The 1098-nt window shown below is 59.6% G+C and carries 2 protein-coding genes; both read right to left on the bottom strand.

The window, feature by feature from the left end:
- Positions 1-312 precede the first annotated feature (312 nt).
- Positions 313-720: an IS30 family transposase gene (locus ABT116_RS49415; RefSeq protein ID WP_050794007.1), complete on the bottom strand. Its 408-nt coding sequence runs from the start codon at positions 718-720 to the stop codon at positions 313-315.
- 189 nt (positions 721-909) lie between these two features.
- Positions 910-1098 (bottom strand): LCP family protein (locus ABT116_RS49410; RefSeq protein ID WP_351648210.1); only part of this gene is annotated, 189 nt, incomplete at its 5' end.

The following is a 1098-nucleotide window of genomic DNA, read 5'->3' as shown; positions in this document are numbered from 1 at the left end:
TCCGATGTGCCGGTCCCGCTGGGCGAGAGCGGCATCTCATGTCCCGCAAGCGCAAATCGTTTACGACCGATACACGGTCGAAGCCGCCACAGGGTGATCGATTCCGGCCACACCATCGCCGAAGTCGCCCACGACCTCGGATTAAGCAAGAACCTGCTCGGACAGTAGGTCGCCGACGAACGACGACGCATCGACGACGCCGCTACAGTCGGATAACAACCGCTCACTGCCGCGGAACGGACAGAACTGGCCAGGCTGCGCAAGCAGGTCTCCGAACAGGAGACATCGCATTCCTGAAAAGCGTCCTTAAATTCAACCTGCCAACGCAACAGCCTCTTCCGCCACAAACTCCGCGGGCGCTCGGAACCCGAGGCACTTCCGTGGCCGGTTGTTGAGCCTGGCCGCGATGGCATCGAGGTCCGACTGGCTCAGATCCCCGAGATACATTCCTTTCGTAAGACACTGGCGTAAAAGCTTATTGGTGTTCTCATTCGTCCCGCGCTGCCAAGGACTACGCGGCGCTGCAAAGAAAATCTCGATACCCGTTGCTGCACTGAGCAGCTCGTGATCGGCCAATTCCATCCCCCGATCCCAGGTTAAACTCCGACACAATGCCGAATCCATTCGCCCGTATTCCCGCACCAGTACGGGCACCACCGAGGTGGTATGCCGACTGGGTGTCTGCACGATCGTCAAGTAGCGGTCCCTGCGATCTACCATGTCGCAACCTGACTGTTCTTCGAACCGATCACCAGATCACCTTCCATGTGTCCAGTCACGCTGCGATCCTCGGCATCGGCGGGTCGATCCTCGATCGAGCGCGCATCGATGACCTGCGACCTCCATTGCCCTTTAACAGTGCCGCTCATTCTTTCGGATCAGCCGCCATGTTCGTAGGCGCTTGCACAGCTACTGCGGAATCACATCCCACCGAGTAGTGTAGATCGAGCGGTAGATCGTCTCGTGGCTGATCGCCAACTCCTCGTCACCGCTGTGATGCAGTCTCCCCTTGGGGAAGAGCAGCTTGCCCGGGGCGGTGAGATGCGGGTTGAGATCGTTCTCGTAGACGTTCTGCGGCAGGCACACGCGCACCCCGCC

The organism is Streptomyces sp. NPDC002130, from assembly GCF_040296465.1.
Taxonomy (GTDB): Bacteria; Actinomycetota; Actinomycetes; order Streptomycetales; family Streptomycetaceae; genus Streptomyces.
The sequence above is the reverse complement of the archived record's forward strand: the minus strand, read 5'-3'. Positions and strand labels throughout refer to the sequence as shown.

What these genes read in the sequence shown, in the direction of transcription:
- ABT116_RS49415 (WP_050794007.1), bottom strand. Translation starts at nt 720, where the DNA reads ATGGTAGATCGCAGGGACCGCTACTTGACGATCGTGCAGACACCCAGT.